The organism is Pseudomonas viridiflava, assembly GCF_900602065.1.
GTDB lineage: Bacteria > Pseudomonadota > Gammaproteobacteria > Pseudomonadales > Pseudomonadaceae > Aquipseudomonas.
The window spans coordinates 473,064-498,408 of the sequence record NZ_UWFN01000265.1 but is presented as its reverse complement, the minus strand read 5'-3'; the positions used below and the strand labels follow the sequence as shown (position 1 = coordinate 498,408).

Here is a 25,345-nt window from a genome sequence, read left to right as displayed (position 1 = left end):
GTTTTGTCAGTGCTAACAGTGCCTGGCATAAATCGTCTAAACAGAAGTTTAACTATCTAGGAAATTTTATGAACAAGAACAAAAAATGGTTTCTCAGTACAGTCGCGTCTGCAGTTTTGTTAGCCTCTTCATGCCAGTTATTGGCGCAGGCGTGTAACTGCGATGATCCGGTTGTTCCGGACGTGGTTGTCGAAGAATACGTTAACGCTGAGAACGAGCCCGTTGTGACAGGTCTGGAGCCGCAGTTGGCTATCGAGCCAGCGGTAGTGCCTGAAGAACAGAGTGCGGCAGAAGCACCTGACTTCATTGTGCTATCGGACAAGATTCACCAGATTCAAAAGGTTTTGGAAAATAGCGCATCGGTGCATCACTATAGTTTTACTTCGGTTCGTGGCCAGGATGTATTGCTGGGGACGCCAGAGCCGGAGCGCAAGACGCTTAATCAACTTTGGAAAGTCGAGTATCAGGTGAATGGAGGCGATTGGAAGATCAAGGGTGCTTCAGCTCCAGAAGCTTTTCATGCGCTGGATATTGGCTCCGTTGTCAACGTTCGTGTGAGCGCAGTCAAGGGCGCTCAGATTGAAAATGCGCCTTACAAGATTGTATTAGGGTCCTACCCGCATCGTGATTACACCCTCCACCACGAGGAGGGGCTGGCGAGGTTTCCTCATGATTTCAGTAAAGATGGGTTTATTGCAACGCAAGCCATCGAAAAGTCGATGCTGGAGGTAAAGTTCTGGGATTCTAAAGGTGCTCCGCTGGAAGGGGGCGTTTTGGAGCTGAGATTTGGACATTTCGGTCCTGTAAACCTTGGCTCGATTACACTGGTCTCGGGTAGCGACGGCAAAGCTTCGAGACTTCTTGAGTTTGGTAAGTGTGAAGGGGGGACCTTGGCGAAAGAATTTACTCAGAACCTTGAGAAGGGTAGAGCAACGTGGGCCAGCCGTTATAGGACAGGGACGTATGTTGGCACCAATGTCCTGCTTGACCATTTAGCAGATAAGCCTCATGTCTACTTGTTTGGACATATTTGTAATCGATTCCTGATTAACTGGCAGAGCAGGAAATAGTTAAAGGAGGCGCTCTATCTCAAAGAGGGTAGAGCGCCCACTCATTACGCTTTCACGTCTATCAAAGAGTGGTCTCGTGTTTCAGCATTTTTATAAATTTGACTTTCCCAGTCATCGTTTCGATCTGTTTTGATGAAATTCATTATTCCGTAGTCAATGATGGTGTGAAAGTTAAGCAGGCTGATATCATATTTGCCCCCGAACTTCTCGGTGTCATGGTCGACTATACGCATGATGGTCTTGGCGTGATCCTGTATATTACTTTTGAATTCTTTAAATTTGTTCATCGCCTCGGTCAGTCGATCAGTTTCAGCTTCCGTCAGGTTACCCTTAGGGTCCAGTACTTTAACTTCTCCGTCAGGTCCTAACGTGTAACTCCAGTTTTTTACCGCTACGTCAGGGTCCATGAAGTGAAGTTCCTCCATGAATGCGTTAAATATCTTATGCTGCTTTCCAAGCAATATGAATGACTTATGATACTGCCCTTCAACGTATTCCTCTCTGTTGGTCGGAATACGCATTGAATAGTCGGTGTTGGTCATTTTTTTCCAAGGTTCCTCTTCCTTCGTGTAAAACTCCTTCGCAAATTTCTCCGCCCCGGTCAGAATGCGCTCCGGCTTCACGGCAGCGGCTTTTACCTCCTGTTCGATTTTGGTTGGAACAGGCACAGACACAGGCAGTTTTACTGGAGTTGCGGCAATGGCATTGTTGATGTTCACGAGTAGTCCCTCTCAGTGGTGTTTGTCTCCCTTTGCGTAACGGCCAGGCCAGAAGAAACTTGGCCTGATAACGTTGTGGGAAACTTCCGAGAGGGACTCTTATTGAGACGCTGTTCTCAAATAGCGACCGCGTTAGCGGGTTTGGGTTTACCGAGGCGCTTATTAAAGTCGAGCCAGGCAGCCATCAACATCATCAGGCCCAGACCGAGGATCGCGGTGCAGACTTGCATAGGCCAGGTGTCACCGGCCAACGCGTTGATCATGTCAGCCATCGGCGCGAGCAATACGCCCAGGCAGAAGATTTCCAGCGAATAACGACCCATGCGGCAGGTTTGTCGTGCGGGCCAGCTTTGCACCCAGGTGTTGCGGGCGGGCAGCAGTTTGGCGACGCAATAGGCCAACGCCAGAAAGTGCAGCAGACGCATCGGCCCCAGATCAGTCTTGTTGATCGGATACAGCCCGTCGGCAACGAATTGCGGCATGAGCACGGGGTGCAATGCCGGAAACTTCCAGGAGAATGCCATGACCGCAGCGGCCAATACGTATAAGGCTGAAATCGTGAACAGCGGTTGTTGTGTAAGCGGGCGTTGATCGACTTTGATCGCGGGCTTGGCTTCAGACGTCAGTGCGCAAGCGCCGCCAAGCACGAACAGCAATTGCCAGGCCACCGGGTTGAAGTACCAGACGCCGCCGCCTTCATAGGCGGAAATATTCCAGCCCTCCAGCGGCACCATCAAGTACAGCCCAATGGACAGGCCGACCGTCAGGGTCATATTGCGCAGCATCATCGGCAGGATCAACGGCAAGGCCAGCAGCAGCAGGATGTACAGCGGCAACGGGTCGGTCAGGTTGGGTTTAAAGCGCAGCAGCAGTTGATCCGCCAATGCCTGTTGAGGGTCGGCGACAAAATGTTGCAGGCCCATTTCCTGAATCATGTCGCGGGTTTCGACGTAATGATTGGCAACGAAAACAATGCCCATCAACAGCGTCAGCAAGAAGATGTGAACAACGTAGAGCACCCAGGTACGGCGCAGGATTCTCACGGTTGAAACGACAAAGCCGTCACGTCGAGCGATACGGCCATAGGCGAGGATGGCGGCATAGCCCGCCAGGAAGACGAAAATTTCCGCAGCGTCACTGAAGCCGAAATTGCGTACGGTCAATTGGGCGAGGGGGTTGTCCGGCACGTGATCCCAAAAAATGAAGATCAACGCCAGGCCCCGAAAGAAGTCGATGCGCAGGTCGCGTCCGTTATTCATAACGGTAGGCTCTTTAATGTCGTAATGGATAAAGATCAGCCGCGAGGGCTCTAGGTTCCGCGCCGCCGGTCACTCAGGGTGTCCTGACGGGTTCGGCGGCGCGGCAGGGTGGATGATTTTCAGCGCAATTGCAAAGGTGGGCTAATTACAGGATGTCTCGATTGCCTGCTATGCCCCTGATGAGTCTCCGACCATTGGTCATACGCCATTCAGGACGCTGTCCTTTACTAAAGGGGGCATCCAGCTGTGCTGTCGGTTGTCAGGGAAGCCGGTACCCAGAGTACAGCCAGGGACGATGCCCGCATGACGCCTTATCCAAGGGGTTTTTCACGTTATCTATTGATAGGCATCTTGAACACCTTCATTCATTGGACGGTGTTTGTCGCGCTGTGCCTTGGTTGGCACGCCCCGCAATCGCTGGCCAACGCAGCTGGCTTTATTGCTGCCGGATCGTTTTCGTTTTACGCCAATGCTCTCTATACCTTCAACGCCCAGTTGTCATGGTCGGGGTACCTGCTTTTCATAAGCCTTATGGGGGGGCTGAGTTTTGTTGTCGGACACATCGCTGATCTTCGGCAAACGCCTTTGCTGGTGACGCTGGTTGTTTCTTCAGGGCTTGGCCTGAGCCTGGGTTATTGCTGTTCCAGGTATTTGATTTTCAGGAGGTACTCTTGAAGATCTCTTTGATAACGCCGGTTTTTAATGAGGCGCTGGCCATTCCGCTGTTCCATCAGGCTGTCAGGCAGGAATCTTCCTTACAGGAAATTGCCCTGCAGATTGTCTTTATCAATGACGGCAGCACTGATCAGACGGACCTGCTGGTCAGGGGACTCATTGCGGGTGACAACGAGGTGATGCTGATCAACCTGTCCCGCAACTTCGGCAAAGAGGCTGCCCTATTAGCCGGGCTGGAATATGCCGATGGCGATGCAGTCATTCCCATTGATGTTGATTTGCAAGACCCGATAAGCGTCATCCCACGCATGATCAATGAGTGGCAAAAAGGTGCAGATGTCGTGTTGGCCAGACGTCAGGATCGCTCAGTTGACAGCCCGTTGAAACGCTACGCGGCTTCGCTTTTTTATCGCGTGATGAATGTGATCGGCAGTACGCGGATCGAGCCCAACGTAGGCGATTTTCGTTTAATGGATCGTAAAGTCGTGGACGTTATAAAAGCGCTGCCGGAGCATGAGTTGTTCATGAAAGGATTACTCTCTTGGGCGGGGTTTCATACGGTCATCATTGATTATGATCGAGCCGCCCGGGTGGCTGGGCAAACCAAATTCAACGCAAGGAAACTTTGGCATCTGGCGCTGGACGGTGTGACTTCGTTCAGCACGGTACCGCTACGAATCTGGACTTATGTCGGCTGCGCACTTTCGTTGTTTTCGGTGTGTTACGGAGTTTACCGTGCAGTGCAAAGCATCGTGCTGGATAACGATATCCCGGCGTATTCGTCACTGATGACCGCGCTGTTATTGATAGGGGGTATTCAACTGATCGGGATAGGTGTTTTAGGCGAGTATGTAGGCCGCATCTATATGGAAGCCAAGCACAGGCCGCGGTATGTGGTGGAAAGTTCGGTAGGCTTCCAGCCGAGAGGGTCCTGAGAAGAGGGCGGGTTTACGGTCTCAAAGAATTCATGCTGCGTGAGAGTGTTTATAGCGATCGGAAGGAGAGCTCTATGTCGTCCGCATCCCGCTTGGCGCTTGGCATTCTCCTGATCCGTGATTATCAACTCCTGCCTGTCATGACGCTCGCAGTTGCTGTTCGTTTATACGGCATTACCCATTCTGCTATCTGGTTTGATGAAGCCTACAGTGTACTGATAAGCGCAATGCCACCTGCTGATATATGGCGCTACAGCGCCAACGATGTACATCCACCTCTTTATTATTTTCTGCTGCACGTCTGGATGATTTTGTTTGGCGAAGGTGTTTTCTCAGTTCGCCTGATGAGTGCGGTGACCGGTGTATTGACGGTGCCTGTCAGCGTTTGGCTTGTCGGCGTGATCGCTACCCGGCGCGCTGCGATTCTGGCCGGAGTTTTATCGGCGCTTTTGCCTTTTGCCGTTCGATACAGTCAGGAGGCTCGCATGTATGCGCTGGTCGCTCTGTTCTGTCTTGCTTCGACGCTGGCGCTGGTCTATTGGGTGAAAAACTCCAGACACGACAGGTATCTGTATGTTTATGCGTTGATTATGGCGTTAGGTTTCTACACGCATTATTTTGCCGGGCTCTGTCTGGCCGTCCACTGGTTATACCTTCTTACTGTCTGTGAAAGAGGTCGGTCACTGGCAATCAGGCCTGGGTGGTGGATGGCTAATCTGGCAGTGGTTGTTCTTTACCTCCCGTGGGTGCCCGCGTTACTGATGCAGTTGACACATTTGCATTCAGTCGGCTGGATACCTCAGATGAGTGTCCGCTCTGTCGTCTCACAAATCTGGCTGTTTCTGACACTTGAGCCCGCCTCGGACAGGCCATTGGTAGCCTACTTTTGTGCTCCTGTCATAGTCGTGTTGATGACGGTCGCGCTGCTGAAACGGGAGCCTGGTCACTACCGTTTCAACGCGTTACTGACGTTGTACACGTTCGCACCCATTCTTCTGGTCGCGTTGGTGTCTTTCAAAGTAGCGCTGTTCTGGCCCCGTTATTTTTTGTTCGCAGCAATGGGGCTCCCCTTGCTGCTGGCGCTGGGCCTGGACCAACTGATCGCTCGTCGCCGTCGGCTCGGCATTGTCTGCCTGATTGTGCTGATGGGGGTGCAGGTGAGCGGTCTGCGTAACGTTTATGCCGGACAATACAAGATCAATAATCCGTATCAACGTCAGGAAAGTGGCATTGATAGAGTCTCGGCTTACGTGAACGCGCACGGGGCGACGGGTGATCGTGTGCTGGTCTATGGTCTTAACTTTTATCCAAGTGCCCTTTACTACAATAAAACCGATACGAAACCGCTTTTATTCATGCCGGTTAATGTGTTCGGCGAGCGTCCTGATAGTGTGCGAGCTGGCTCGCTGTGGGATCAGGACGGCAAGGCATTTTATATAGATAGTTTGGGGCGAGTCCCTGTGGACACGCGCCGCGTCTGGTTTATTTACGAAGATTCTCAAACGAGGCCCGATTTTCCTGACCATTGGCGCCTCGTCGATTGCATGACTGTTGGCGACACTACACTTTCGCTCTACACGCTTGAGCCCCCGTCGCTTCGCTGATCAACAGAGACTGTCGCGCTTTCACCCAATGGCGTTGGGCTCAAAACTGTCCGCCCGCGCCATTTGCCACATGTTGGAATAAAAGCTGCCGTCCACTTCGCCGGTCAGCAACTGTCCGGGTTCCAGAAACACATGGGACTGCGAGAACAGTTTGATTTCGGTGGCTGACATGCGCCTCACCAGATGTCTGGCTTCCAGTTGCGAAGGGTGATCCAGACCTGCTGCGGCGAGCATTTCCGCCAGACCTTTGAGCGTGTTGCGATGGAAGTTGAAGACCCGTTGGGCCTTGTCCGGCACCACCAGTGCGCGCTGACGCAGGGCGTCTTGAGTCGCGACGCCGGTAGGGCATTTGTTGGTGTGGCAGCTCTGCGACTGAATACAGCCAATGGCGAACATAAAGCCGCGCGCCGAGTTGGCCCAGTCTGCGCCGATGGCCAGTACGCTGGCGATATCGAAGGCGCTGACGATTTTGCCACTGGCACCCAGTTTGATCTTGTCTCGCAGGTTGAGACCCACGAGGGTGTTGTGCACAAACAGCAAGCCTTCGCGCATAGGTACGCCCATGTGGTCGGTGAACTCCACAGGTGCTGCGCCGGTGCCGCCTTCCGTACCGTCGACCACAATGAAGTCCGGCAGAATGCCGGTTTCCAGCATGGCTTTGGCAATGCCCATGAACTCCCATGGATGGCCAAGGCAGAACTTGAAGCCTACCGGTTTGCCGCCCGACAGCTCACGCAGTTGAGCAATGAACTGCATCAGTTCGCACGGCGTTGAGAACGCGCTGTGACGGGACGGCGACACGCAGTCTTCACCCATCAGAATGCCGCGGGTTTCGGCGATTTCTTTGGTGACCTTGTGCTTGGGCAGGATGCCGCCGTGGCCCGGTTTGGCGCCCTGGCTCATCTTGATCTCGATCATTCGCACCTGCGGGTCTTTGGCTTGTTCGGCGAATCGTTGTGGATCGAAGCGTCCGTCGGCTGTCCTGCAACCAAAATAACCGCTGCCCAACTCCCATGTCAGGTCGCCGCCGTGCTCGCGGTGGTAGGGGCTGATGCTGCCCTCACCGGTGTCATGGGCAAAATTGCCGAGCTTCGCGCCCTGATTCAAGGCGCGGATGGCATTGGCGCTGAGCGAACCAAAGCTCATGGCCGAGATATTAAAGATCGAGGCTGAATAAGGCTGGGTGCATTGCGGTCCACCGACGATCACCCGAAAGGCATTGGGGTCGCTAAGTGGCGCGGGGCGCATGGAGTGGCTGATGAACTCGAAGCCGGTCTGGTACACATCAATCAGGGTGCCGAAGGGTCTGTCTGCCGACTCGTTCTTGGCTCGTGAGTAGACCAGCGAGCGTTGTGCCCGGGAGAAGGGCAGGGCATCGCTGTCGGATTCCAGCAGGTACTGGCGGATCTCCGGGCGAATAGCCTCTACGGCGTAGCGAATATTACCGAGAACCGGGTAGTTGCGTCGCACCGAGTGGGGCGACTGCAACAGGTCGATTATCCCCACTACTGACAGCACGCCGGTCAGCAGCGTGAAAGGCCATAGCCACTCGTGATGCCAGAACGGCAAGCTGAACAAGGTAAAAAGCACGCAACCAACGAAGAAGGCGTAACGACTGAGAATCGACAGACTCATACGGTTTCCTGGGCTAATGACGGTGGTTTTCGATCTGATTTTTTTGGGGTGTTTCCGGCACGGCACTGTTCCGGGGGGAGATGCTCACGCAGTGCCTCAAGAAGGCTCGATGCTTCAACCACCCGAAAGCGGCTTCGGCAAAGCAGGTGCTTCGTTCTGAAAGGCTATCGGCCGGATTGAGAATAGCTCAATGACAGGGATCGAACGGCAGCGTAGCTGAATTCAATCCTCTAGCACCCAAGGCTTGATATGGCGGATGCGTCCGGCCATTTCGTAGACATCTTCGCGTCCTTCGAGGCTTGTCCAGCGCAGGTGCTCGATCAACGTCCGCTCTTTAGGGTTGAGCGCGACGAAGCCCAATTCATCCGCTTTATGCATGAACGCTTCACGGGGTTCTGAAGGCGTGCTGGCGGCGATCACTTCCTGCAGCGCGCTTTGCAGCATCGACACGTAGCCGACCAGCATGGATGGATTGCACAGCACGTCAGTCTTGTTGACATAGCCGTCTAGCAGACGCAGCGAATCCCTTGCTTCGATCAGGCGGCTATAGGCATGGAGGGAGATTTGGTAGTGATCTGGTTGAGACATGGCTTGTTTCCATCCGGCCAATACGCCAGGAGCCCAGTCCCGGGCCGCTGATCCTGCAACGGCGGGGCGAACCTTAGCGGCAAGCGTCGGCCTAATCAAGTTCACGAATGATGCAAGTCACGACAATCGATTTGGGTCTCAAATGAGTGATATGTTATGTTGTAACCATCTTATCATCACGCTCTGGAGGCATCATGAAACCTGATATCCATCCTCAATACCGTCAAGTGCTGTTCCACGACACTGCGGCTGATGTTTACTTCCTGATCGGTTCGACCGTCGACACTGACCGCACGCAAAAACACAGTGACGGCGAAACCTATCCCTACGTGGCGCTCGATGTGTCCAGCGCTTCTCACCCGATGTACACCGGGCAACAACGTAAAACGACGACAGAAGGCCGGATCGCGGGCTTCAACAAGCGCTTTGCCACGTTTGGCTCCGGTGCAAAAAAAGACACTGCAGCCGCTGAATGATGCAGTGTCGGTCTCGCGGCATGGACGATCAGAACCTGATCATCCATGCCGCGAGATTTTTTTTGCCTTTTATTTGATTTCGACGACCACCTGCACGCATCGCCACTGGACTAACGGGCAAATTTGCTTTTGACTCTGCGGCCTGAAAATCAGGAGTTGTCGCTTTGAAAAAATCAGTCGCCATCCTCTTCGGCGGACAATCCAGCGAGCACGAAGTCTCGCTGCAGTCAGCGAGGAACGTGATCAACGCGATCGATCGTAGCGCCCACGATCTGACGCTGATCGGCATCGACAAGTCGGGCCGCTGGCTGCACTTCGATGAGAGCGATTACCTGCTGAATGCCAGTGACCCGGCGAAGATCAGCCTCAGTGCTTCAGGTAAGCGGTTGTCTTTGCTGCCGGGTAGTACTGACGGGCAGTTCGTTGACGTGGAGTCGGGCATCGAGCTGCCGCGCATAGACGTTGTTTTCCCGTTGATTCACGGAGCATTCGGTGAGGACGGTTCGTTGCAGGGCCTCCTGCGTCTGCTGGCCATTCCTTTTGTCGGCCCTGATGTACTCGCATCTGCTGCGTGTATGGATAAAGACGTGACCAAGCGCCTGCTGCGTGACGCCGGTATTGCTGTTGCGCCGTTCGTGGTGGTCAGTCACGGGGAGTCAGTGGCGTATGCCTCCGTAGTCGCTCAGCTTGGCTTGCCGATATTCGTAAAGCCGGCGAGTCAGGGCTCTTCGGTGGGCGTCAGCAAGGTGACCGACGAAGCCAGTTATAGCGCGGCTTTGGCACTGGCTTTCGAATACGATCACAAGGTTCTGATCGAAAAGGGCATCGTTGGCCGCGAAGTGGAATGCGCAGTGCTCGGCAACCGTCAGCCGCAAGTCAGTGTCTGTGGTGAAGTGATTGCCAACGACGAGTTCTATGCCTACGACACCAAGTACCTGAACGGTGATCAGGCGCGTATCGCAATCCCAGCCGAGCTGGCGTCCGATGTGAGCGATGAGGTCCGCGCCGTTGCATTACGCGCGTATCAGGTACTCGGTTGCGCGGGGCTGGCGCGTGTGGACTTCTTTGTCACCGAGGCTCGGGACATCATCATCAATGAAGTGAACACGATTCCCGGTTTCACCTCTATCAGCATGTACCCCAAGTTGTGGCAGGCTACCCAGTTGTCTTATTCAGGCTTGATTGACCGTCTGATCGAGCTGGCTCTGGAGCGCGCCGAGGAAGCCAGGCACCTCAAGACCGAGATATTTGCATGAAGCTGATTCACATCGCTGCGGCGTTATTGATCGGGGAAGACGGGCGCACGTTGCTGGTGCGCAAACGGGGTACCCAGGCATTCATGCAGCCAGGTGGCAAGATTGACGCGGGCGAGTCTGCTGCGCACGCTTTGGCGCGTGAACTTGAGGAAGAACTCGGGTTGCATATCGATCCTGCCAGCGCCGGGTATCTGGGCTCATTCGCGGCGCCTGCCGCCAACGAGCCAGGCTACGAGGTGCGCTGCGAGTTGTTTGAAGTGCGTATCAAGGTCGATGTAGTGCCCGCTGCAGAGATCGAAGAGGTCGTGTGGATCAGTGCCCAGAGCCATCCGGAGCTGAATCTGGCACCGCTGACCAGGGACACGATTCTGCCGATTTACCGAGGCATGTTCGCCCAAGCCTGATAGTGATCAGGCTTTCCCGGTAATCCCGTATTTACGCAAGCGATGGGCAATGGCGGTGTGCGAGGTCTGTAGGCGCGCCGCCAGTTGCCGGGTTGATGGATAGTCGGCATAGAGCTTCTCCAGCAAGGCTTTTTCGAAGCTATCGACGGCCTGCTCCAGGCTGCTCACTTCGCCTTCATTGTCTCCGGCAACTGCAGTTCCGGCGATATCCAGATCACCGATGTCCACCAGATTGCTGTCACTGATGGCCGCGGCGCGGAAAATCACGTTCTGTAACTGACGCACATTGCCCGGCCAGCGGTTGCCGAGCAGTGCCGGATAAGTGCTGTTGGCAAGGCGGCAAACCGGGCGCTGAATCTGCGCGCAGGCCTGTTCCATGAAATAGCGCGCCAGCAGCAGAATGTCCTGGCCGCGATCGCGCAGTGGTGGTACTTCCAGATTGAGTACGTTCAAACGGTAGAACAGGTCTTCCCGGAAGCTGCCTTCGCTGACCATTTTTTCCAGGTTGCGATGGGTGGCGCTGAGGATGCGCACATTGACCTTCACTTCCTTGTCGCCGCCGACACGCCTGAAACTTCCGTCATTGAGAAACCGCAGCAGCTTGGCTTGCAGGTAGGGTGACATCTCGCCAATTTCATCGAGAAACACTGTGCCATGGTTGGCCAGTTCCATCAGGCCCGGTTTCCCACCCCGTTGCGCGCCGGTGAACGCGCCAGGGGCGTAACCGAACAGCTCACTCTCGGCGAGGTTTTCCGGCAGAGCAGCACAGTTGAGAGCCAGAAAGGGCGCGCTGTGCCGCGTGCTGGTGGCGTGGCAGGCGCGGGCCACCAGCTCTTTGCCGGTACCGGTTTCACCCTGGATCAATAGCGGCGCATCCAGTGCAGCAACCCGTTGTGCACGGGCTTTCAAAGTTCGAATTGCGGGTGACTCACCCAGGAGTGCGTCGAAGCCTTCTGCGTGGTCGTGATGCAATGCCGACAGGCGTTCACCTATCCGGCTTGGCTGATAAAGCGTGAGCAACGCGCCGGCGTCAGTAATCGGTGTCGCATCCAGCAGCAGGGCTTCGCCGTTGAGGGTGACTTCACGCAGCGGCAGGCGGAAACCGTTTTCCAACAGTGCGCTGTGCAAACCAGGGTCGCTAAACAGCTCAGCCACCGGCTCACCGGCGGGTTCGCGACCGATCAGCGCGATTAATGCCGGGTTGGCGAGCAATACATGCCCGGCGCTGTCCAGAGCCAGAACCGGATCCGTCATGGCCGCCAGCAATGCATCGAGTTGCAGATGGCGGCGCTGACCGGGAAGGATATCGACCACGGTAATGGCTTCGACTCCGCGAACCCGAAACAGCGCGTCCTTGAGTTCTTCCAGCACCTGATGGCTGAGGGTGGGGGCGTCGATGTAAACGTTGGGCGGGACCATTTCCACCGCATCCAGATTCAGATTACGCCCACCCAGAATGGCGAGGACTTCCTGAGTGATACCGACGCGGTCGATGAAGCTGACGTGGATACGCATGAGGCGTTAAAGGTTCTGGGTGAAGAAGTGGGCGATTATGCCAGCAAAAGCGGGGGGGAACGCTCAATCGGAATGAGTCTGGCGGGGTAACTGTCATTTGAACAGCCATAGTTGCCTACCGTAGACCGCCTTTTCACAGCGTTCCGTTGGAGCGAGGCTTGCCCGCGAATCAGCCGACGCGGTAGGGCAGATGCACCGCATTATCGTTCTTCGCGGGCAAGCCTCGCTCCAACAGTGCCTCAGCGCACTATTTCAAACCAAATGCTCCGGCTTTACAGGCTCGCCTGGCTCAAGGCCCAGTTTGTCGCGTACATCCTTGAACATACGGTCGTATTCTTCATGCATCGCCAGCGGCAGCACGGCAATGTGCGGCATGCCATGTTTGACGGCAACCTGGTTGGCGTTATGGGCAAAATTGCAGGCTAGATCTCGCGGCAGTTCGAACTCATCTTCAAACGTATTGCCAGCAACCTCGCCTTGCATGGAGAAGTGCATGCATTTGCCTTCCTCGGGGTTCTCGCTGACTTCATAGCGGATATGAATGTCGTAGCCGAAATCCGATGCTTGCAGCGGTGCACGGGTGATATGCAAATGGCCTGGTTCGAACATGTCAGTGCCCCTTGGTTGCTCAGTGAGTGTACCGGTAGACCCTTTGAGTCTATTGACGTTCGGTGGGAGTCGAGCCTCAACCTTAGACCATCGTGAGTGACAGGGGCATGACGTGGATCAGGAGGCGTCGCTGACGGGCTCTGGTCGCGACCAGATCCACAGGTTGCCCAGCAACATACCGCCAATGGCGGCATAGACCGGCCAGCCGTGCATCAGGTACAGCATCAGGCCCGCACAGACCAGCATGCTGATGGTGGCGCTGACTTTGGCATTGCGCGTCACCCGGCGACCGTTGCGCCAATTGCTCAGGATTGGCCCGAACAACTTATGATTTTCCAGCCAGGCACTCAGGCGCGGCGAGCTTTTGGTCGCCGCCCACGCCGCCAGCAATATGAACTCGGTGGTGGGCAGGCCCGGAATGAAAATAGCCGCGATGCCTATACCAAGGCTGGTATAGGCGAGGAGGCCGAACAGAAGGCGAGAGAGTCGCGAACCGGGTGGTTTGGAGGTCATAGTCACTACAGGCAGGTTCAGAAAGCCCGGCCAGCTTAACAGCACCGGGCGTTTTTTCATGCTTGAACCAGCTCTGCCTTTGGTGCGTGAGCATAGGCGTGCTGCAACAGCACATTGAAGCGTTCGAAGGCTGCGAGTGCGCCTTTATCTGCTTCGGCTTCCTCCTGCTCTGTGAAATTCAGTCCGTCCAGCGTTCTGATAAAGCTTTTCCAGCCTTCGGCGCGGCCACCGGCAGGCTCGCTCAGATGCCGGGCACCAAAGTTTTCGCTCAGGTTCAGCGCAACGGCACGCTTGATCAGAAAAGCCGCTCCCAGCTTCGAGCCTTCGGACACGAACAGCCAGCCCAACGCCTCAGCCTTGCCCGGTTGGCTGACGGCACCGTCGATTGTTTCAGGGATTGCGGTATTCAGATCTGCAAGGTCAGCCTTGGCCTGCTCCGCACGGCAACGAGCAGGCAGGTCAGGGATAACTTGCTTCAGCTCGGGGTCGTTGTACAGACCCTGCAGCTCAGCCTGAAACAGGTACTGGGCGACCACAAAGCGTTTGTAGCTTTCCAGCGTTTCGAAAGGCGCATTGGCTTTTACAGCCTTGTCGAGCCGCTCATGGGGCGCATGGGTGATCTGATTAAGGCGCTGGGAACGCAGGGCAGGGCGGTTCTGCTCGGTGCTCATAGGGTCTTCCTTGGAAAATGGAGGGGATGTTGAATAGACGAATGACAGACGTTTGAAGCGTAAAAATCGTGAGACCGGCTTTAGCCGGGAAAGCGGTATACCCGACGAATCATTTTCTGTGACTGTAAGGGCCTCTTCCCGGCTCAAGCCGGTCCCACGACGTGAAGTCCGTGGGGGCATTGCTTAATCAGATATCCCAGACCACGTTGACGCTGAAGTTGCGGCCGGGCTGAGTCAGACGATCAAGGTTGGCCGGGGAGGTGACGGCTGCTTCTCCAGCGCTGTCGTAGCCGCGCACGTCGTCCCATAGCCAGTATTTTTTGTCGGCGAGGTTGTACAGTCCGGCATTCACGGTCACATCGTTGGTGACTTTGTAATAACCGCTGAGATCAAGAACACCAAAACCCGGAGTCTTGAACTGGCTCGATGAACCGTCTGGTTCATTGAAATCAACGTCACTCACACGGTTCTTGCGTTTGACCAGCGTCCAGCTGAGCAGCCCACCGTAGTTATCCTGTTCATAGCCCAGACCGAACACACCTGTCAGTGGATTGATGCTATTGAGCGGTTCACCACTGTCGTTGTTACGGCCGTACAGGTAGCTAATGGCGCTTTGGGTATAGAGACCTTCAGGTGCTCCAAACGTATCGAGGTTCAGGCGACCCTTGAGCTCAATGCCCTTGATAGTCGCGTGAGCGATGTTGTTCGCCCGGAAAGTCGCTCCGGTTGCAGTGCCTGGCTGAATCTGGTCTTCATCGATGAAGTCGCGGTATTTGTTGTAAAACACCGCAACGTCGAAGGAGCCAGCTTCAAAGCGACCGCGCAATCCGGTTTCATAGCTCTTGCTCTTTTCCGGCTCCAGATCAGGGTTGGGTTCTACGGTGTAACCGCTTTGCAGGTTTTCGAAGCGCCCGTAAAGCGCTTTGGCGCTCGGTGTGCGGAAGCCTTCCGCATATTGGCCGTACCACGTGTATTGATCATTGAATGCATAGGTCACCCCCATCTTGGGCGACACTCGATGCCATTTTTGGCTTTCGTCACTGACGCTGTTCCGATCCTCACCCACCGTGTTGAGAAATGCCTGAGTGATGTGCGGGTCCAGGCGGGTGTAGTCGTAGCGTGCGCCTGGCATGAAGGTCCAGTCGTTCCAGCGGATTTCGTCCTGTGCAAACACGCTGTAGGTATTGATAGTGGGGTCCGGGAAGTCACTGGACGGGGCCAGTGTGTTTTGAGGCAGTACCTGGCCGACCGCCCTGCACGTACCAAAACCCGCCGTCGATGCACAGACTTCACCCCCGCTGCGCTGGCCGGTGACTTTCTGCTGCTTGAGGGTGGTGCCGTAGGTCAGCAGGTGATCCGTATCGCCAATACTGAACGCTTTGTCCAGTTGAGCATCGAGAATCCACTGACGTTCTTTGTAAGTGGTTTCTCGAGAGCGCCACACATCCCGGGAGATCGGGAAGTAGCGCTCGAGCGTCGTCTGGTCGGTCTTGGCAATCTGATAGTTCAGGCTCCATTTGACGTTATCCGCCAACAGGGTATTGAGCTCGAAACTGTTTTCCAGACCAAACCGCTCGCGGGTGATGGTGTCGTTCCCGGTGCGTCCACGGTAAAAGTTCAATCCGGTGCCTGCACCACCAGTGAACAGCCCGCCTACAGCGCTCTGTTGGTCAGTATCACGGTCATCCTTGTACTTTTCGTAGGTCAGGCCCAGGCGTGCACCTTCGTCATAGTTCCAGCCCAGCTTGGCCAGGATATTGGTGGTGCGCGCATCTTCCGGGTTGGCTTCGGTGCGTTCCAGCCCGGTGCCACCAGTGCTGCCGTAAGACTCGATTTCGTGGCCGTTGCGCTGGCTGAGGTGCAGCAGGCCGTCGAAGTCGCCCTGGCGCGCGGCAATAGTGCCAGACGTCAGCCAGCTTTCATCAGCCGAGCTGTAGCCGGTTTTGAGACGAGCACCGACATCCTTGCCGTCCTTGATGATGTCATTGGCATCGAGGGTGTAGTAGCTCACAGCGCCGCCAATGGCGCTGCTGCCGTAGAGCGCGGAGGCAGGGCCACGAAGAATCTCAACACGCTTGACGATTTCCGGATCGACGTAGTTACGATGGGTGTTCGCATAGGGGCCGGAGAAATAGTTGTCCGGCACTTCGACGCCATCCACCTGAGTCAGGATCCTGTTACCGTCGATACCGCGAATGTTATAGCCGGTGGTGCCCGAGCGCTGACCCGCACCGCCTACCGAAACGCCTGGCTCGTAACGCACCAGATCGCGAATGGTGTTCACGTTCTGGCGGTCGAGTTCGGCACGTTCGTGTACTGAAACGGTGTTGGGAACGGACGCAATATCCTGTGCCTGACGGGTTGCACTCACTGTGATCTGGTCCAGTGCGACAACCCCGGCGCTACGCTTTTCCAGCACCACATTGTTGTTGCTCATGGCTCGGTAGCTCAGGCTAGAACCCGCCAGCAGTTTCTCCAGTGCATTGGCAGGTGTGAGTGAACCGTGAGCCCCCGGAGAGGTGACGTTGTTTGCCAGCTCTGCAGAAACGCCCACTTGCCAACCCGTGACGCGGCTGAACTCATTGAGTGCCGAAGCCAATGGCTGCTGCGCAATGTTGAAGGCGTAAACCCCGGCAGTTCGAGTCGGCGCCGTCGCGGCCTCGGATTCGCCGGGGGTGGCTGCGTGCAGTGCACCGGACCATCCTGCGGCGGATAGCACCGCAAGGGTCAGCAGCGATAGGGCAGACTTTTGCAGCCCGGCGGTGCGGGACGCGTTAGGCGTGGCGGGATTGCGCATTGTCGATGGGGCTCCGTGTTGCAATCTTTTTAGTTTTTTGCGACTGACGCTAATACGAATCAGTTGCATTGGCTAAGACGAGACGCGCGACGGATAGCTATCGAGTAAAAATAAATTCGTTTAGTTGAGGATGACCAGTGCGGGCAGCTCATGCATCTGTGCGGCGGTGATATGTGCCAGTGAACGAACCACTTCCATTGGGTTGTCCAGGCGGTAGTTTCCGGTCACGGCAACGCTTTCCAGCTTGCTGTTGGTGTTGATGATCCAGCCAGGGTAATAGCGCCGCAGCTCGGCAAGCACCTCACCCAACGGACAATTATCAAACACCAGTCGGCCCTGAACCCAAGCCAGGTCTGTGGTTTGATCAAGCTTTTGCCGATGACTGAAACCCTCAGGGCCCACACGGATACTGTCGCCGCCAGCAAGCTTGACTGCCTCGTTACTCTGCGGAGCACGGACGTCCAGCGCACCGCGCTGTACCTGGATTTGCGCGATGCCATTCAGGTAGCGCACGGCGAAAGCGCTACCGCTTGCGCGCATGCTGACCGCCCCGGCAAGCACCTCCAGTGGTTGTCCCTGACTGGCCGGCACTTCGAAGAACGCCTCACCCTGCAGCAGCTTGGCAACCTGATTGGTGTCAGTGGCTTTGCTGGAGAAGGCGGAGTTTGTGTTGAGCAACACCTTCGAGCCGTCATCCAGTTGCAGGCGTTGGCGCTCACCCACCACGGTCAGGTGATCCGCTTGCAGGCGCAGCCCCAGATTGCTGAAGCTGAACAGGCCGATCAACAACACGGCGGCGGTGCCCAGCTTGATCCAGTGGGGACGCAGGCGGCGCCAGCGCGAGGGTCTGATCGCAGCCAGCTCCACGGCTGCCTGGGTGACCGGTTGTGAGTGCCAGATAGCCTGGACTTTGTTAAACGCTTCCCGATGGGCAGGGTCCGCCATCAGCCAGTTCTGGAAACGGGCCTGCTGCTGTTCGTCGCTGCCGTCCAGTTCGATCAGCCAGCTCAAGGCTTGATCCATCACGCGGTCGCTCAGCATCTCTTCAGCGACAGTGCGCGCGCGATGGAGGTCAGGATCCTTCACGAGAAGTCCTCGGTTGTTCTTGTCGATCGTCGGCCAGTGCCGGATTTGCCGCAGCCTGCTGCATCACTCAAGGGTGGTCAAGTCTTGTGGCAACAGCGACGCAGATCGCCATGATCAGTTTCAGCTCCTTCTGCACGGTGCTCGCAGATACGCCGAGTTGCTCTGCAATCTCCACATAGCTGAGGCCCTGCAGACGGCTGAGACTGAAAATCTGTTGTTGGCGCGACGTCAGCGTAGCAAGACTTTTGCTCAGGCCTTCGACCATGCGCCGTGCATGGGTTGCGTCTTCTAACGACGTCACGGGAGCGCTGACGTTTTCCATATCGGCCGTCGTCGCGTCCTCGGCCAGCGTACGTTCTCGCACACGCCGGGCACGCAAATGATCCAGCGCCAGGTTGCGGGCGGTCTGAAAAATGAACGGCTCAAGATGCTCGATTGCCCGGTTGCTCAGTGCACCGGTCACGCGTAGGTAGGTTTCCTGAAGCAGGTCTTCTGCAGTGCTGTGATTGCTGACGATCCGCTGCAGGGTGCGCAGCAGAACAGGTCTGTGAGAGACAAATACTTCGTTTAAACGCGATTGACTCACCAGAAGAGTACTCGACCAAAAAAGCAGTGGATGATAATGCTTCTCATCCTCTTGTTTGGTCAAGGGGTGTTTGCTGTTGTTGTCTTTAGGAAGAGTGAACTCCCTGTGGGAGTGCCCCGGTGTCCCTGACACATCGCTCTCGCGTAGCGAGCACCGGACCTGTAGGAGCGAGCTTGCTCGCGATTCGGTCTGTCAGTCGATGTTCATATCGGCTGTGCTGACGCCATCGCGAGCAAGCTCACTCCTACAAAGAGATCCGTCCCGACTCAGGAATGATGGTTCCTCAAACTCAGAGCTTCACTCTGCGTTATGCAGCGCCAGGCAGTTGTCCAGCATCCGGTTGGAGAACGCCCATTCGTTGTCATACCAGGCAAGGACTTTGAGCAACTTGCCGCTGACTTTGGTGTGATTGGCATCGAAAATTGACGACAACGGATTGTGGTTGAAGTCGTGCGAAACCAGCGGCAGGGTGTTATAGCCCAGCACTTTCGAGTGCTGGCTGGCTTCTTTCATCAGCGCGTTCACTTGCTCGGCAGTAGCTTCGCGAGTGAGTTGCACGGTCAGGTCCACCAGAGACACGTTGATCACAGGAACCCGTACCGCCATCCCGGTCAGCTTGCCTGCCAGCTCTGGCAGAACAAGGCCTACCGCTTCAGCAGCACCGGTCTTGCTCGGGATCATCGACTGGGTTGCCGACCGTGCGCGGTACGGATCGGTGTGGTAAACGTCGATCAGATTCTGATCGTTGGTGTACGCATGAATAGTGGTCATCAAGCCGCTTTCGATGCCCAGTTCGCGGTGCAGTACCTGTGCGACCGGCGCCAGACAGTTGGTCGTGCAGGATGCGCTGGAAATGATTTGATGCGATTGGCGCAGGGTGTCGTGGTTCACGCCATAGACGATGGTCGCGTCGGCACCTTGAGCCGGGGCCGAGATAATCACCTTGCGAGCACCGGCAGTCAGGTGTGCAGCAGCTTTGTCGCGGCTAGTGAACAAGCCGGTGCATTCGAATACCACATCAATGTTCTGGGCTTTCCAGGGCAGCTCGGCAGGGTTGCGAATGGCGCTGACCGCAATACGGTCACCATTGACCGTCAGGCTCTCGCTGTCACACTCGACAGTGCCGGAAAAAGGCCCGTGAACCGTGTCGAAACGCAGCAGGTGAGCGTTCATCTCACTGTCGCCCAAATCATTGATGGCGACGACCTGCAGGTCTTGGCGGTAGCCTTGGGTATACAGTGCTCGCAGGACGTTGCGGCCGATGCGGCCAAAACCATTGATTGCAATACGAAGAGTCATACAGCCGTCCTTTCTGAATTTGTTGTTGGAATTACAAGATTATTCGCATAGAAATAGAAAACAAGCCTTTTTAGTGGCAATATTTTGTTTTATCTACAACGAGAAGCCTGTAAGGCCAAAACAGTTGATCGAGATCAAGCTTTTACAGCCAAGGCGATAGCCTCGATATCTGCAAGGTCTGAAACGGGTGACCACATACGTTAGCCTGGAGTTCAGCACATGCATCCCCGCATCCTTGAAGTAACCGAGCGGCTGATAGCCCGTAGTCGCGAAACCCGGCAGCGCTATCTGCAACTGATTCGAGGTGCCGCCAGCGACGGCCCGATGCGCGGCAAGCTGCAATGCGCCAATTTCGCTCATGGCGTAGCGGCTTGCGGTCCTGAAGATAAAAACAACCTGCGCATGATGAACGCGGCTAACGTTGCCATCGTGTCCTCCTACAATGACATGCTCTCGGCGCATCAGCCCTACGAGCATTTCCCGAACCAGATCAAACAGGCTTTACGTGACATTGGTTCGGTCGGTCAGTTTGCCGGTGGCGTACCCGCCATGTGCGATGGTGTCACTCAAGGTGAACCCGGCATGGAAATCGGCATCGCCAGCCGCGAAGTGATTGCCATGTCCACGGCGGTTGCGCTTTCCCACAACATGTTCGACGCCGCCTTGATGCTGGGCGTCTGCGACAAGATCGTGCCGGGCCTGATGATGGGCGCACTGCGTTTCGGTCATCTGCCGATGATTTTCATTCCGGGCGGCCCTATGGTTTCCGGCATCTCCAACAAGGAGAAAGCCGATGTCCGCCAGCGCTACGCCGAAGGCAAGGCCACTCGCGAGGAACTGCTGGATTCGGAGATGAAGTCCTACCACGGCCCAGGCACCTGCACCTTCTACGGCACAGCCAATACCAATCAGTTGCTGATGGAAGTCATGGGTCTGCACTTGCCCGGCTCTTCGTTCGTCAACCCTTACACGCCGCTGCGTGATGCGCTGACCCTTGAGGCTGCGCAGCAGGTCACGCGCATGACCATGCAGAGCGGCAACTTCATGCCTATCGGCGAAATCGTCGACGAGCGCTCGCTGGTCAACTCGATTGTCGCCCTGCATGCCACGGGCGGTTCGACTAACCACACGCTGCACATGCCAGCCATCGCTCAAGCTGCAGGTATTCAACTGACCTGGCAAGACATGGCTGACCTGTCCGAAGTCGTGCCGACCCTGACCCACGTCTATCCCAACGGCAAAGCCGATATCAACCACTTCCAGGCCGCTGGCGGCATGTCATTCCTGATCCGTGAATTGCTGGAAGCCGGTCTGCTCCACGAAGACGTCAACACGGTGCTGGGTCGCGGCCTGAGTCGTTACACCCAGGAGCCGTTCCTGGAAGATGGCAAGCTGGTATGGCGCGAAGGTCCGATTGAGAGCCTCGATGAAAACATCCTGCGTCCTGTCGCCAAAGCGTTCTCGCCTGAGGGTGGCCTGCGTGTGATGGAAGGTAACCTGGGCCGCGGTGTGATGAAGGTTTCGGCCGTCGCGCTGGAGCATCAGGTTGTTCAGGCACCTGCACGGGTTTTTCATGATCAGCAGGATCTGGCTGACGCGTTCAAGGCCGGTGAGCTGGAATGTGATTTCGTCGCCGTCATGCGCTTCCAGGGGCCGCGTTCCAACGGGATGCCCGAGTTACACAAAATGACACCATTTCTCGGGGTGCTTCAGGATCGCGGTTTCAAGGTCGCGCTGGTGACTGATGGACGCATGTCCGGCGCGTCGGGAAAGATCCCGGCAGCCATACATGTCTGCCCTGAGGCCTATAGTGGTGGCCCTTTGGCACTGGTTCGCGACGGCGACATCATTCGCGTTGATGGGGTAAAAGGGACCTTGCAAGTTCTGATCGAACCGGCAGAATTGGCCGCCAGAGAACCTGCGGTAGGTCACCTGGATAACGCGGTCGGCTGCGGTCGCGAGTTGTTCGGTTTCATGCGCATGGCCTTCAGCTCCGCCGAGCAGGGCGCCAGCGCCTTTACCTCGAATCTGGAGACGCTTAAGTGAAGTTGGCCCTGGTCGGTGATATTGGCGGTACCAATGCACGTTTTGCCATTTGGGAAGACGACAAGCTGCATTCGATCCGGGTATTCCCGACCATCGACTACGCCAGTCCGGAGAAGGCCGTTGAGGTCTATCTTCAGGATCTGGAGCTGCAACGGGGTGATGTGGGCTCTGTATGTCTGGCGGTCGCGGGGCCTGTGGATGGTGATGAGTTCGAGTTCACCAACAGCCACTGGAAGCTCAGCAAATCGGCGTTCTGCGCCAACCTCAAAGTTGATGACCTGCTGCTGATCAATGACTTCAGTGCCATGGCGCTGGGCATGACGCGTCTGGCAGATGACGAATACCTGACGGTTTGTCACGGTATCAGCGAGCCGGATCGCCCGCGTGTGGTGGTCGGGCCCGGTACAGGGCTGGGGGTTGGTACCTTGCTCAGTGTCGGCGTCAATCACTGGATGGCTTTACCGGGCGAGGGCGGACATGTTGATCTGCCGATCGGCAACGCGCGTGAAGCCATGTTGTGGATGCGCCTGATGGCCGAGCACGAACATGTCAGCGCGGAAACCGTGCTCAGTGGCGCAGGTCTGCTGGGGTTGTATCAGGTCAGCTGTGCGCTGGATGACATCGAACCGGTGCTCAAGTCTCCGGCCGCCATTACCTCTGCGGCTGTGGCGGGCGATCCGGTTGCGGCAGCGGTGCTCGAACAGTTCTGTGTGTTTCTCGGGCGTGTCGCGGGCAACAACGTGCTCACCGTCGGCGGTCGCGGTGGGGTGTACATCGTCGGTGGTGTGGTACCGCGGTTTATCGAGTTTTTCATGAGCAGCGGTTTCAAGCGCGCCTTCGCGGAAAAAGGTGTGATGAGCGATTATTTCAACGGCATCCCGGTGTGGCTGGTGACTGCCGAGTATCCGGGCCTCATGGGCGCAGGTGTTGCGTTGCAGCAAGCATTTGGCGAAGAGCGCGCGGTAGAACTGTAGCTGCGGGGCAATATAGCTCTCAAGTTGGAATGCAGTTCCTGTGGGAGCGGTGCTTGCCCGCGATAAGGACACCGCGATCCAGGGTGAATCGCGTCCAGCCTTATCGCGGGCAAGCACCGCTCCCACAGTTCAGGATGTGAGTAAGATTTCAGTTCCACCCCTAACAATAACGATCCATAGCAACAAGGACGACCCCAGTGAGCTCAGTCAGTAAATCGATCCTGCTGGTCGATGATGACCAGGAGATTCGTGAGTTGCTGCAAACCTACTTGAGCCGTTCCGGTTTTCAGGTGCGCGCCGTCGGCGATGGCGCGGGTTTCCGTCAGGCTTTCACTGAAGAGCCAGGCGATCTGTTGATTCTCGATGTGATGCTGCCCGACGAAGACGGTTTCAGTCTCTGCCGTTGGGTGCGTCAGCACGTTCGCTACCCCCATGTCCCCATCATCATGCTCACCGCCAGTTCCGATGAGGCAGACCGCGTTATCGGCCTTGAATTGGGTGCCGATGACTATCTGGGTAAACCTTTCAGCCCGCGGGAGCTGGTCGCGCGTATCAAAGCCCTGTTGCGGCGCGCCCAGTTCGGTCAGGAACGCGTCGGTGGCGATGTGCTGACCTTCGATGAATGGCGGCTGGACATGGTCAGTCACAGGCTCTTCCACAGTGACGGCGAAGAAGTGATTCTGTCCGGCGCTGACTTTGCGCTGCTCAAACTGTTCCTCGATAACCCACAGCAGATCCTTGATCGTGACACCATCGGCAATGCGACGCGGGGTCGCGAGTTGATGCCGCTTGAGCGAATCGTCGATATGGCGGTCAGTCGGTTGCGTCAGCGTTTGCGTGACACTGGCAAGTCACCGCGGCTTATCCGTACCGTACGTGGCAGTGGTTATCTGCTGGCGGCGAACGTGATCTGCCAAGCCAACAGTGGTTACTGAGTGTTGATCTACGACGCACCAAAACGCTCGTTGCCGTTGCCGCGCTCCCTCCTCGGGCGCATGTTGCTGTTGACCCTGCTGGCGGTGTTGCTTGCTCAGGCGCTGTCCAGTGTCATCTGGTTGTCGCAATTACGTGCGACGCAAATGGAAGGGTTGGTGACCAGTGCGCGCAGCCTGGCCCACTCCATGGCGGCCAGCGTCAGTTACTTTCGGTCCTTGCCTCTGGCGTACCGCCCGTTGGTGCTTGACCAGCTACGCAGCATGGGCGGCACTCGTTTTGTCGTGTCCCTCAATGACCGTCCGCTGGACATGCAGGTGCTCGATGCCACGCCGCGCAAACAGGCAGTGCTGACTGCTGTCGATGAAGTACTGCGTCAGCATCTGGGTACCGATCCGGCCATCGCGGTGTGGTTCGTGCGCCCGGAGGATTTGCGCATCTTCAACAGCGGCCTGAAACTCGACGAATTACCTCGCTCCTGGGCGCATTACGCCCTGACTCTGGAACCGGTGAATCCGCCGGTCCTGGTCACGCAGATCGAGCTCGCGGCGGGGGAGTGGTTATACATCGCGTCGCTGTTGCCTGAGCCCTACACCACGCTTGAAGAGCAGGACTTGCCGCTGCAGCAGGTCTGGTTTATTGCCCTCACCAGCGGTTTTCTGCTGTTGTTCATTGGCCTGTTGGTGCATTGGCAAAGTCGTCCGCTCAAGCGTCTGGCGCGTGCGGCGAGAGACATGTCATTGGGAGCGGATGTCGAGCCGGATGTCGAAGGGGGCGCCAGTGAGGTGGTGGAAGTCAGCCGGGCCTTCAGTGCGATGCGCACCCGCATCAGTCGGTATTTAACCGAGCGTGGTCAGTTGTTCAGCGCTATCTCCCACGACTTGCGCACCCCGATCACCCGTCTGCGCCTGCGGGTAGAGCTGCTTGAAGACGAAGCGCTGCAAGCCAAATTCACCCGCGATCTCGATGAGCTGGAGCTGTTGGTCAAAGGCGCGCTGCAGTGCGTCAAGGACACCGATATTCACGAGAACATCGAGGCCGTGGACCTCAATCATGTGCTCGATTGCCTGGTGGAGCCTTACCTGCTGCCTTACGGTAATGGCAACGCTACGCAGGAAGGCAAAGCGCTGGCGCCTTACCCCGGCAAGCCGCTGGCGCTCAAGCGCTGTATCGGCAACCTGATCGACAACGCCCTCAAATACGGCACCCGGGCCCATCTCAAAATCGAAGACAACGTTCAGGCGTTCGTTCTGCACGTGGACGATGAGGGGCCGGGCGTACCGGAGCAGCGTCTGGAACGGGTCTTCGAACCGCACTTCCGGCTCGCGGGCAATCAGCAGCAAGGTTACGGCCTTGGCCTGGGCATTGCCCGCAACATCGCCCACAGCCACGGCGGCGAAGTAAGCCTGCAAAACCTGCGCGGTGGCGGCCTACGGGTAACGTTGTATTTACCGCGCACGGTGGAATGACTGACGCCGCGGAATCCTCGTGGGAAATTGGAAACCCAATTCTGGACGTGTGGGACCGAATTCATTCGGGAAGGCGGTACTCCAGGCGATGCACAGGCTGCGGATGTACCGGCCTCTTCGCGAATGAATTCGCTCCCACGGGTATTGTATTTGCAGGCCAGCATAGAATCTCCCGCAGGGTTTCTGTCCATATTTCCAATGTAACCATCCTGTGACCATTGCGCGT

General features: G+C 56.4%; 23 protein-coding genes. 11 read left to right on the top strand and 12 right to left on the bottom strand.

The window, feature by feature from the left end:
- The first annotated feature begins 68 nt into the window (after positions 1–68).
- Positions 69–1,070 (top strand): hypothetical protein, encoded by a 1,002-nt coding sequence (locus EE949_RS17480; RefSeq protein ID WP_122665414.1) that lies wholly within the window; start codon positions 69–71, stop codon positions 1,068–1,070.
- A gap of 44 nt (positions 1,071–1,114) precedes the next feature.
- Here the strand turns inward: EE949_RS17480 and EE949_RS17475 are convergent, their stop codons facing one another.
- Positions 1,115–1,789, bottom strand: coding sequence for a hypothetical protein (locus EE949_RS17475; protein ID WP_122665413.1), 675 nt, complete (start codon positions 1,787–1,789; stop codon positions 1,115–1,117).
- 116 nt (positions 1,790–1,905) lie between these two features.
- Complete coding sequence (locus EE949_RS17470; protein ID WP_122665412.1) at positions 1,906–3,048, bottom strand: OpgC domain-containing protein; 1,143 nt, start codon at positions 3,046–3,048, stop codon at positions 1,906–1,908.
- 303 nt (positions 3,049–3,351) lie between these two features.
- On the opposite strand from EE949_RS17470, the gene EE949_RS17465 reads away from it, so the two are divergent.
- The 3 genes from EE949_RS17465 to EE949_RS17455 all read left to right on the top strand — a co-directional run bounded on the left by EE949_RS17465 (position 3,352) and on the right by EE949_RS17455 (position 6,262).
- Entirely contained in the window at positions 3,352–3,723 is a 372-nt protein-coding gene (locus tag EE949_RS17465) for a GtrA family protein (RefSeq protein ID WP_122665577.1), read from the top strand.
- Complete coding sequence (locus tag EE949_RS17460) at positions 3,720–4,658, top strand: glycosyltransferase family 2 protein (protein WP_122665411.1); 939 nt, start codon at positions 3,720–3,722, stop codon at positions 4,656–4,658. Before EE949_RS17465 ends, EE949_RS17460 begins: the two co-directional genes overlap by 4 nt.
- A 74-nt stretch (positions 4,659–4,732) precedes the next feature.
- Positions 4,733–6,262 carry a glycosyltransferase family 39 protein gene (locus EE949_RS17455; RefSeq protein ID WP_162874436.1) on the top strand — a complete coding sequence of 510 codons (1,530 nt, stop codon included), beginning with the start codon at positions 4,733–4,735 and terminating at the stop codon, positions 6,260–6,262.
- Positions 6,263–6,283: 21 nt separating this feature from the next.
- Here the strand turns inward: EE949_RS17455 and EE949_RS17450 are convergent, their stop codons facing one another.
- Both EE949_RS17450 and EE949_RS17445 read right to left on the bottom strand, forming a co-directional pair.
- Positions 6,284–7,897 carry an FMN-binding glutamate synthase family protein gene (locus EE949_RS17450; RefSeq protein WP_122665409.1) on the bottom strand — a complete coding sequence of 538 codons (1,614 nt, stop codon included), beginning with the start codon at positions 7,895–7,897 and terminating at the stop codon, positions 6,284–6,286.
- A 222-nt stretch (positions 7,898–8,119) separates the two neighbouring features.
- Positions 8,120–8,485, bottom strand: coding sequence for a hypothetical protein (locus EE949_RS17445; RefSeq protein ID WP_122665408.1), 366 nt, complete (start codon positions 8,483–8,485; stop codon positions 8,120–8,122).
- A 194-nt stretch (positions 8,486–8,679) separates the two neighbouring features.
- On the opposite strand from EE949_RS17445, the gene EE949_RS17440 reads away from it, so the two are divergent.
- The 3 genes from EE949_RS17440 (at position 8,680) to EE949_RS17430 (ending at position 10,621) form a co-directional block, all read left to right on the top strand.
- The gene (locus EE949_RS17440) at positions 8,680–8,961 is read left to right on the top strand and encodes a type B 50S ribosomal protein L31 (RefSeq protein WP_122665407.1); all 282 of its coding nucleotides are present in this window, start codon (positions 8,680–8,682) and stop codon (positions 8,959–8,961) included.
- 164 nt (positions 8,962–9,125) lie between these two features.
- The gene (gene ddlA, locus EE949_RS17435) at positions 9,126–10,217 is read left to right on the top strand and encodes a D-alanine--D-alanine ligase (protein WP_122665406.1); all 1,092 of its coding nucleotides are present in this window, start codon (positions 9,126–9,128) and stop codon (positions 10,215–10,217) included.
- Positions 10,214–10,621 (top strand): NUDIX hydrolase, encoded by a 408-nt coding sequence (locus tag EE949_RS17430; protein WP_122665405.1) that lies wholly within the window; start codon positions 10,214–10,216, stop codon positions 10,619–10,621. The genes ddlA and EE949_RS17430 overlap by 4 nt, the downstream gene beginning before the upstream one ends.
- A 6-nt stretch (positions 10,622–10,627) precedes the next feature.
- On the opposite strand, the gene EE949_RS17425 is transcribed toward EE949_RS17430, so the two are convergent.
- From EE949_RS17425 to gap, 8 genes are all read right to left on the bottom strand, one after another.
- The gene (locus EE949_RS17425; RefSeq protein ID WP_122665404.1) at positions 10,628–12,136 is read right to left on the bottom strand and encodes a sigma-54-dependent transcriptional regulator; all 1,509 of its coding nucleotides are present in this window, start codon (positions 12,134–12,136) and stop codon (positions 10,628–10,630) included.
- Positions 12,137–12,388: 252 nt separating this feature from the next.
- On the bottom strand, positions 12,389–12,745 hold the full coding sequence (locus tag EE949_RS17415; RefSeq protein WP_122665403.1) for a DUF5064 family protein: 357 nt from the start codon (positions 12,743–12,745) through the stop codon (positions 12,389–12,391).
- A 117-nt stretch (positions 12,746–12,862) separates the two neighbouring features.
- Positions 12,863–13,318 (bottom strand): YbaN family protein, encoded by a 456-nt coding sequence (locus EE949_RS17410; RefSeq protein WP_122665402.1) that lies wholly within the window; start codon positions 13,316–13,318, stop codon positions 12,863–12,865.
- Positions 13,315–13,929 (bottom strand): biliverdin-producing heme oxygenase, encoded by a 615-nt coding sequence (locus EE949_RS17405; protein ID WP_122665401.1) that lies wholly within the window; start codon positions 13,927–13,929, stop codon positions 13,315–13,317. Before EE949_RS17405 ends, EE949_RS17410 begins: the two co-directional genes overlap by 4 nt.
- A gap of 187 nt (positions 13,930–14,116) precedes the next feature.
- On the bottom strand, positions 14,117–16,726 hold the full coding sequence (locus EE949_RS17400) for a TonB-dependent receptor (protein WP_122665400.1): 2,610 nt from the start codon (positions 16,724–16,726) through the stop codon (positions 14,117–14,119).
- Between the two features lie 120 nt (positions 16,727–16,846).
- The gene (locus EE949_RS17395; RefSeq protein ID WP_430735951.1) at positions 16,847–17,767 is read right to left on the bottom strand and encodes a FecR family protein; all 921 of its coding nucleotides are present in this window, start codon (positions 17,765–17,767) and stop codon (positions 16,847–16,849) included.
- A 112-nt stretch (positions 17,768–17,879) separates the two neighbouring features.
- Positions 17,880–18,398 (bottom strand): RNA polymerase sigma factor, encoded by a 519-nt coding sequence (locus EE949_RS17390; protein WP_122665575.1) that lies wholly within the window; start codon positions 18,396–18,398, stop codon positions 17,880–17,882.
- A gap of 297 nt (positions 18,399–18,695) precedes the next feature.
- Positions 18,696–19,697 carry a type I glyceraldehyde-3-phosphate dehydrogenase gene (gap, locus tag EE949_RS17385; protein ID WP_122665399.1) on the bottom strand — a complete coding sequence of 334 codons (1,002 nt, stop codon included), beginning with the start codon at positions 19,695–19,697 and terminating at the stop codon, positions 18,696–18,698.
- 219 nt (positions 19,698–19,916) lie between these two features.
- On the opposite strand from gap, the gene edd reads away from it, so the two are divergent.
- The 4 genes from edd (at position 19,917) to EE949_RS17365 (ending at position 25,119) form a co-directional block, all read left to right on the top strand.
- On the top strand, positions 19,917–21,743 hold the full coding sequence (gene edd / locus EE949_RS17380) for a phosphogluconate dehydratase (protein ID WP_122665398.1): 1,827 nt from the start codon (positions 19,917–19,919) through the stop codon (positions 21,741–21,743).
- Complete coding sequence (locus EE949_RS17375; protein WP_122665397.1) at positions 21,740–22,717, top strand: glucokinase; 978 nt, start codon at positions 21,740–21,742, stop codon at positions 22,715–22,717. The genes edd and EE949_RS17375 overlap by 4 nt, the downstream gene beginning before the upstream one ends.
- A 197-nt stretch (positions 22,718–22,914) precedes the next feature.
- A complete protein-coding gene (locus EE949_RS17370) occupies positions 22,915–23,652 on the top strand; it encodes a response regulator (protein WP_122665396.1) in 738 nt (245 codons plus the stop codon).
- A 60-nt stretch (positions 23,653–23,712) separates the two neighbouring features.
- Positions 23,713–25,119 carry an ATP-binding protein gene (locus EE949_RS17365; protein ID WP_122665574.1) on the top strand — a complete coding sequence of 469 codons (1,407 nt, stop codon included), beginning with the start codon at positions 23,713–23,715 and terminating at the stop codon, positions 25,117–25,119.
- Positions 25,120–25,345: the final 226 nt, after the last annotated feature.

What these genes read in the sequence shown, in the direction of transcription:
- EE949_RS17480 (WP_122665414.1), top strand. Translation starts at nt 69, where the DNA reads ATGAACAAGAACAAAAAATGGTTTCTCAGTACAGTCGCGTCTGCAGTT.
- EE949_RS17470 (WP_122665412.1), bottom strand. Translation starts at nt 3,048, where the DNA reads ATGAATAACGGACGCGACCTGCGCATCGACTTCTTTCGGGGCCTGGCG.
- EE949_RS17465 (WP_122665577.1), top strand. Translation starts at nt 3,352, where the DNA reads ATGACGCCTTATCCAAGGGGTTTTTCACGTTATCTATTGATAGGCATC.
- EE949_RS17455 (WP_162874436.1), top strand. Translation starts at nt 4,733, where the DNA reads ATGTCGTCCGCATCCCGCTTGGCGCTTGGCATTCTCCTGATCCGTGAT.
- EE949_RS17450 (WP_122665409.1), bottom strand. Translation starts at nt 7,897, where the DNA reads ATGAGTCTGTCGATTCTCAGTCGTTACGCCTTCTTCGTTGGTTGCGTG.
- EE949_RS17445 (WP_122665408.1), bottom strand. Translation starts at nt 8,485, where the DNA reads ATGTCTCAACCAGATCACTACCAAATCTCCCTCCATGCCTATAGCCGC.
- EE949_RS17440 (WP_122665407.1), top strand. Translation starts at nt 8,680, where the DNA reads ATGAAACCTGATATCCATCCTCAATACCGTCAAGTGCTGTTCCACGAC.
- EE949_RS17430 (WP_122665405.1), top strand. Translation starts at nt 10,214, where the DNA reads ATGAAGCTGATTCACATCGCTGCGGCGTTATTGATCGGGGAAGACGGG.
- EE949_RS17425 (WP_122665404.1), bottom strand. Translation starts at nt 12,136, where the DNA reads ATGCGTATCCACGTCAGCTTCATCGACCGCGTCGGTATCACTCAGGAA.
- EE949_RS17415 (WP_122665403.1), bottom strand. Translation starts at nt 12,745, where the DNA reads ATGTTCGAACCAGGCCATTTGCATATCACCCGTGCACCGCTGCAAGCA.
- EE949_RS17410 (WP_122665402.1), bottom strand. Translation starts at nt 13,318, where the DNA reads ATGAAAAAACGCCCGGTGCTGTTAAGCTGGCCGGGCTTTCTGAACCTG.
- EE949_RS17405 (WP_122665401.1), bottom strand. Translation starts at nt 13,929, where the DNA reads ATGAGCACCGAGCAGAACCGCCCTGCCCTGCGTTCCCAGCGCCTTAAT.
- EE949_RS17400 (WP_122665400.1), bottom strand. Translation starts at nt 16,726, where the DNA reads ATGCGCAATCCCGCCACGCCTAACGCGTCCCGCACCGCCGGGCTGCAA.
- EE949_RS17395 (WP_430735951.1), bottom strand. Translation starts at nt 17,767, where the DNA reads ATGCTGAGCGACCGCGTGATGGATCAAGCCTTGAGCTGGCTGATCGAA.
- gap (WP_122665399.1), bottom strand. Translation starts at nt 19,697, where the DNA reads ATGACTCTTCGTATTGCAATCAATGGTTTTGGCCGCATCGGCCGCAAC.
- edd (WP_122665398.1), top strand. Translation starts at nt 19,917, where the DNA reads ATGCATCCCCGCATCCTTGAAGTAACCGAGCGGCTGATAGCCCGTAGT.
- EE949_RS17365 (WP_122665574.1), top strand. Translation starts at nt 23,713, where the DNA reads ATGTTGCTGTTGACCCTGCTGGCGGTGTTGCTTGCTCAGGCGCTGTCC.